Genomic DNA, 6,158 nt, shown 5'->3' with positions numbered 1-6,158 from the left:
GTCCAGGCCCGGGCCTGGACGCACCCGCCTCGGCACCTGGCGTCCCGCTGTCCGACCTGTGGCTCCCCCTGCGGTTCTCAACGCCGATCAGCCACAACCCGGCCCGTCCGGCGTTTTGAGGACGAGGCCGTTCAGGCCGAAGCGGGGGCCTGGGGGCGGCAGCCCCCAGAGTGCAGCCGAGGCCGGCGGCGGTGGTCGTGGGCGCCGGTGCCGCCACGGACGGCGAGGCAGGTGCTTCCGTCGCCGGAGCACGGACGCAGCGCACCCACTCGCCGCCGCCTGCCGGTGACGACAACGCGTCGTGCCGATCGGCGCGTTCGTCGTGCGCGGCCGTCACCTCCGGGACACCATGTCCCGGACGTCGGTCCCCGGTCCCACCGGCGATGAGTTTCGTGTCGTCCGCAGGTCTGTAGTGCCGTCAGCGCCCGAGCGAGAACACAGGAGAGAGTCCTATGCGCATCGTGATCACCGAGTTCATCAGCCTGGACGGCGTCGTGCAGGCGCCGGGCGGGCCGCAGGAGGACACCGACGGCGGGTTCGCGCACGGGGGGTGGTCGCACCCGTACTTCGACGAGGAGGTGCTGGGCGGTGCCTTCGACGCGGGGCTCGGGCGGGCCGAGGCGCTGCTGTTCGGGCGGCGGACCTGGCAGACGATGGCGGGCGCCTGGCCCGAGCGGGCCGGGGATCCTTTCGCCGACCGGATGAACTCCCTGAAGAAGTACGTCGTCTCCAGCACGCTCGGCGAGGCCGACCTCACCTGGAACAACACCGCGCTCATCCCCGGCGGCCAGGCCGTCGCCCGCATTCGGGAGCTGCGCGAGGCCGAGGGCGGCGACCTGGCGATGATGGGCAGCCCGACGCTCGTGCGCACGCTCCTGTCCGAGGGCCTGGTCGACGAGCTCCAGCTCGTCGTCATGCCCGTGCTGCTGGGCGGCGGCAAGACGATCTTTCCCGACGACGGCGGCAAGCGCCCGATGGAGCTGGTCTCGACGACCACCGCCAAGACCGGCGCCCAGGTGTGCGTCTACCGGCCGGCCGCGAAGGGCTAGTCCCGGGCGCCCCGGCCGTCTAGGCTCGACCCGACGGGAATCTCTGACTGAGTCAAACATCGGGGGTCGTGGCCATGACCGTCCAGGACATCCGCTCCTTCAACCGCTTCTACACGAACGTCATCGGCGCGCTCGACTACGGCCGTCACCTCTACGCGCCCTACACCCTCACCGAGTCCCGCGTGCTCTACGAACTCGCGCACGCGCCGCGCACGGACGCCGCCGACCTGCGGACCCAGCTGCACCTGGACGCCGGGTACCTGAGCCGCATCCTGAACAAGTTCGAGGAGGACGGGCTGGTCGAGCGCGGACCGTCGAAGACGGACCCGCGCCGCCGCCGTATCAGCCTCACCGAGCGCGGCCGGGAGGCCGCCGCCCTCCTCGACGAGCGGGCGCGCGAGACGGTCGGGGCGATGCTGGACACCGTGCGCGCCGAGGACCGGCCGCGGCTCGCGGAGGCGCTGCGAACCGTCCGGACGCTCCTGGGCGAGGGCCGGGCGCCACGCCCCGAGGACGTCGTCCTGCGCGACCCCGTCCCCGGCGACCTGGGCTGGATCGTGCAGCGCAACGCCGCCCTGTACGCCGCCGAGTACGGCTTCAACCTCGAGTACGAGGGCCTGGTCGCCCGGATCGTCGCCGAGTACGCCGAGGACCACGACCCGCATCTGGAGCGGACCTGGATCGCCGAGCTGGACGGCCGGCCGGTGGGGTGCGTGATGGTCGTACGGGACGACGTCCCGGGGGCCGCCCGGCTCCGGCTGCTGCTCGTCGAGCCGGACGCGCGCGGCCTGGGCATCGGGGACCGGCTGGTCGGGGCCGTCGTCGCCTTCGCGCGCGAGGCCGGCTACCGCGAGGTCGTCCTGTGGACCAACGACATCCTCGCCGCCGCCCGCCGCATCTACCAGCGCCACGGCTTCGTGCTGGTCGGGGAGAAACCGCACCGCTCCTTCGGCCAGGACCTGGTCGGCCAGGACTGGCGACTGGATCTTCTCGCAACACCCGAGTGACCTAGGGCCTGTCGTTTGGATCACGCCGCAGACGCGGGGTCTGGCACGCGCATCTGCGGCGTTGTCGTCGGTCACCGACTCCCCCACGCTCGGCTTCGCTCGCGCGGGCGGTGCCCCCATCGCGTCGACTCCCTCCTCCGCCTTGCAGCTGCACGCACCACCGCTCACCGGCGCTGAGAAGCGCTGCCGGATTCCTGCGACCTGATCCAAACGACAGACCCTAGGCCCTGCCGTCACATTCCCGCCTGCCCCGCGACGCCATGCACGCCTCCCCCACTGCCTTAAGGGCGTGGGAGGTACCCCCACTCGCCGCACCGGGCACAGACCCACGTACAACCAGTACGCGGGCCTGCGCCCGGCACGGCGAGAGCACGCACCTGACGCCGCGGGGCCCGCCCTTCGGGCGGACGACGGGAATGTGACGGCAGGGCCTAGGGAGTCGTCGGCAGGAGTGCCGGGTAGGGTCCGTCCACATGAAGCTGGCGTTCTCCACCCTCGGTGTCCCCGGCCTGCCCCTGCCCGACGTCCTGCGGCTCGCGACCGCGCACGGCTACCACGGCGTGGAGCTGCGCGCCCATCCCGAGGAACCGGTCCATCCCGGCCTCGGCTCCGCCGAACGGACCGATGTCGCGGCCGAGTTCAAGGGGTCGGGCGTAGAGCTCCTGGGCCTGGCGGGCTACGCGCGGGTCGCCGCGCCGGGCGACGACGAGCCCGTCCTGGCCGAGATCCGCTCCCTCCTCGACCTGGCCCGCGACCTCGGCGCCCCGTACATCCGGGTCTTCCCCGGCGGCGACCTGGACGTCCAGACCCCCGAGGAGGCCGACGCGACGGCCGCCCGGCGGCTGGGCACGGCCGCCGAGTACGCGAACGACCTGGGCGTGCGCATCCTCCTGGAGACCCACGACTCGCACCGCACCGCCGCCGACGCGATGCGCGTCCTCGGACTGGTCGGCCACCGCCAGGTGGGCGCGCTGTGGGACGTGATGCACACCTGGCTGGGCGGCGAACAGCCCTCGGAGACGTATGCGGCCCTCTCCCCGCACCTCGGCTACGTCCAGGTCAAGGACATCGCCTCCGCCGAGGACACGACCCCGCTGCCGCTCGGCGCGGGCGTTCTGCCGCTGGCCGAGTGCGTGGAGGTCCTCTCCCGGCACGGCTGGGACGGCTGGCTGTGCTGGGAGTACGAGAAGCGCTGGTACGAGTCGGCCGCCGACCTGCCCGACCTGTTGGGCCCGGGCCGTGAACACCTGAACCGACTGCTGAACGACTCGGCGTGACGGGCCCGGCGCGCCGGCTCCGCAGAGCACCGGACGGAACGGACGACGGCCCGGTGCCCGCCCTGTGCGGTCAGATCACGCGGAACAGGTCGGCGGCGGCGTGGACGTCGGTGAGGTCCTCCACGGAGCGGAGGTTGTCGCACAGCGCCTCCAGCACCGAGCCGGCCTCGCCGACGCGCGGGGCGCCGACGACCACGCCGAACACCCGGAAGCCGAGCCGGCGCTTGGCGTCGTTCCAGCCGCGCATCCACTCCTGAGTGACGCCGCAGTCGTCGTCGGTGATCATCACGATGTCGCCCCGCATGCGGGCCGTGTCGCCGAACTCCTCCTCCAGCAGCTCGCCGGCCGCCGACAGCGGCGTCTGGTAGCTCGTGCCGCCGCCGAGGAAGGTCTCCGCGAAGTCGAGGACCCGGTCCGTGCCGGCGGACCGGCCGGCCGGGAAGCGGAAGACCTGCAACCGGCCGGGGGCGGAGAACAGGATGCCGACGAAGTCGCGCCCCGCCTCGCGTGCCTGGTCCAGCAGCGCCAGGGCGCACCCCTTGGCCCACGCCTCCCGGGTGATCCCGCCGGGCCCGGCCTCGTACATCGAGTGCGAGGTGTCCACGCACGCGATGATCGCGCCCTGGCCGGTGGCCTGCTCGCCCTGACTGTCGTAGAGCATCAGCTCCCCGGCGGCGTAGCGCACGGCGAACACCGCGCGCAGCTCGGGCACACCGAGGCCCGCCAGCTCGGAGGGGATGACCCGGGAGAGGTCGTCGCCGAGTGTGACGCCGACCAGTTCCCCGGTGGTGTTCGCCACCTTGCGGGCACGCTCGCCCCGGGCCATCTGCCGGAAGCGGCCGATCAGTTCGGCCCACTGCGCGAGCCGGCCGGTGCGCAGCCGCTCGGCGAGCCGGGCGCGCCGGTCGAACGGCATCCGCTCCAGCTCGTCGGGGCCGACGCCCCACGCGCGCAGCAGCGCGGACTCCTGCCGCACGGCCTCGGCGGCCTGCGCCGCAGCGCTCCGCGCACCGGCCCGGACCCCGCCGGCCGCCGCCCCGAGAGCCCGCGCGGCGTCCTGGGCGGCTTGCCGCGCGGCGGCCTCGGCGGCTTCGGCGGTCTCGACCGCCTGACGTACGGCGTCGGCGGCCGGAGCCGGCACGGTGTCGTCCCGGCCGGCCTCCTCGGCGGCCTGCCGCAGCGCCTCGGCCACGGCGGACGCCGCCTCTTCGGCGTCCTGCTGCCCCTGCCCCGCCCGCCCGGCCTGTTCCCGGGCCTCCCGGGTGCGCTCCAGCAGCCCCCGCAGCGCGGCGGCCTGGGCGAGTACGGCCATGGCGGCGGCGTAGGGATCACCCGCCGTCTCCCGGCGCAGCTCGGTGAACCCCGGTGACTCCACCAGCGCGGTGACGACCTGGTGGTCGGCCAGCCGGGAGGGATCCATCTCGGCGGGCTCCCGCAGCCGCGGTCCGGCCTTGTAGGCGGCCAGGAACACATCGGTCAGGAGGTCCGTGGCGTGGTCGTGGCGCGCCTCCAGCTCCTCGGCCAGCTCGCGCAGCGCGGCCGACTGCTCGTAGGTGTCCCGCCAGGTCATCCGGTCGAACCGGTCCGCGACCACGACCGCGGTGTGCCGTGGCCCGGGAACGGCGGCGGACAGCCCCAGCCACTTCCCGGCCAGACTCGCCAGCTCATCCAGCCCGTCCAGCCCGTCCGGCCCGCTCGAAGCCCCGTCCACCATCAGCCCCCCGGATTCAGAGCTGTGCCTGCACCATGCTCGCGTCCACGCCGAGGGCCTCGGTGAGAACCCGGGCGCGGACGGCGCGCCGGCGGCCGGTGACCCGGTCGATGGCGGCGGTGGAGCGGCCGGCTGCCACGGCCTCCTCGCGCAGCTTCTCCAGCCGCTTGCCCGCCGTGGCGAGCTTGTTGTGAGCCTTCTTGATGACCCAGTCGCTCAGCGCCTCGCGGGACTGCCCGGCCATGGCGTCGAGCTGCGCCTCCAGTTCGTCGATGGCGTCGGCCAGGTCGAGCGCCTCCTTGGCGTCGGGGTTGACCAGGTGCAGCACCTCGCGCTCGACGGTGGGACGGTCGGCGGGGGAGTCCCACAGCACGTGCGTCAGCAGCGACAGGTCGGTCTCGTCGACCGCCGGGCGGCCGTCGAGGTACGCGGAGGCCTGGAGCAGTCCCACCGCCTGCCGCCAGCGGCGGTCGGAGGCGACGAGTTCCCTGCGGCGCAGGGCGGCGCGCAGCGTGCACACCGCGTCCACGATCGCGTCCGGGACGTCCACGGCCGGGACGGCTTCGCGCACGGCGTGCTGCAACGCGGCCAGCTCGATCGTGGTCCTGACCGGTGCCGCCGGCTGCCGGACGGCGGATCGTACGAGCGCGGCGAAGTTCGAGGGATTCTCCAGGTACCCGACCTCGATCCGCACCAGCAGCCGGTCGTAGATCGCCGCCGCGTCGTCCTCGCTCGGCAGTTCGTTGCTCGCCGTGATGGCACCGATGAGGGGGCAGCGGATCGGCTCGCCGCCGTTCTCGGGGTGGTAGATGCGCTCGTTGAGGTAGCCCAGCGTCTCGTTCAGCGCCGCGGTGGAGCACTTGAAGATCTCGTCGATGAACGCGACGTGCGCGGTGGTGGCGCGGCCGTCGTAGACCTGGCGGTACTCGCCCCGGGCCAGCGCGGCGACGTCGATGGGGCCGAACATCCTCGTCGGCGCGGTGAACTTCGACAGCAGGATCTCCCAGTAGGTCGCCCCCTCGATCCGGCCCGTGAGCTCCCGCGCCATCTCGGACTTCGCCGTCCCGGGGGGACCGAGCACCAGCGAGTGCTGCCCGGCCAGCAGCGTCACCAG

At 73.5% G+C, this 6,158-nt stretch carries 5 protein-coding genes; 3 read left to right on the top strand and 2 right to left on the bottom strand.

The features are described from left to right. The first annotated feature begins 452 nt into the window (after window positions 1-452). The 3 genes from CCL05_RS21230 (at window position 453) to CCL05_RS21220 (ending at window position 3,333) form a co-directional block, all read left to right on the top strand. Entirely contained in the window at window positions 453-1,049 is a 597-nt protein-coding gene (locus CCL05_RS21230; protein WP_086562073.1) for a dihydrofolate reductase family protein, read from the top strand. 74 nt (window positions 1,050-1,123) lie between these two features. Then, complete coding sequence (locus tag CCL05_RS21225; protein WP_086562072.1) at window positions 1,124-2,056, top strand: bifunctional helix-turn-helix transcriptional regulator/GNAT family N-acetyltransferase; 933 nt, start codon at window positions 1,124-1,126, stop codon at window positions 2,054-2,056. 473 nt (window positions 2,057-2,529) lie between these two features. Next, window positions 2,530-3,333, top strand: a complete 804-nt coding sequence (locus CCL05_RS21220) for a sugar phosphate isomerase/epimerase family protein (RefSeq protein ID WP_086562071.1) — start codon at window positions 2,530-2,532, stop codon at window positions 3,331-3,333. A 70-nt stretch (window positions 3,334-3,403) separates the two neighbouring features. Here CCL05_RS21220 and CCL05_RS21215 read toward each other — a convergent pair whose 3' ends face one another. Together CCL05_RS21215 and CCL05_RS21210 are read right to left on the bottom strand one after the other, a co-directional pair. Next, entirely contained in the window at window positions 3,404-5,047 is a 1,644-nt protein-coding gene (locus CCL05_RS21215; protein WP_086562070.1) for a vWA domain-containing protein, read from the bottom strand. Between the two features lie 13 nt (window positions 5,048-5,060). Further along, window positions 5,061-6,158, bottom strand: a 1,098-nt coding sequence (locus tag CCL05_RS21210; protein WP_107400492.1) for an AAA family ATPase, incomplete at its 5' end; no start/stop codon positions are given.

Source organism: Streptomyces africanus (assembly GCF_002150735.1).
Taxonomy (GTDB): Bacteria; Actinomycetota; Actinomycetes; order Streptomycetales; family Streptomycetaceae; genus Streptomyces; species Streptomyces africanus.
The sequence above is the reverse complement of the archived record's forward strand: the minus strand, read 5'-3'. Positions and strand labels throughout refer to the sequence as shown.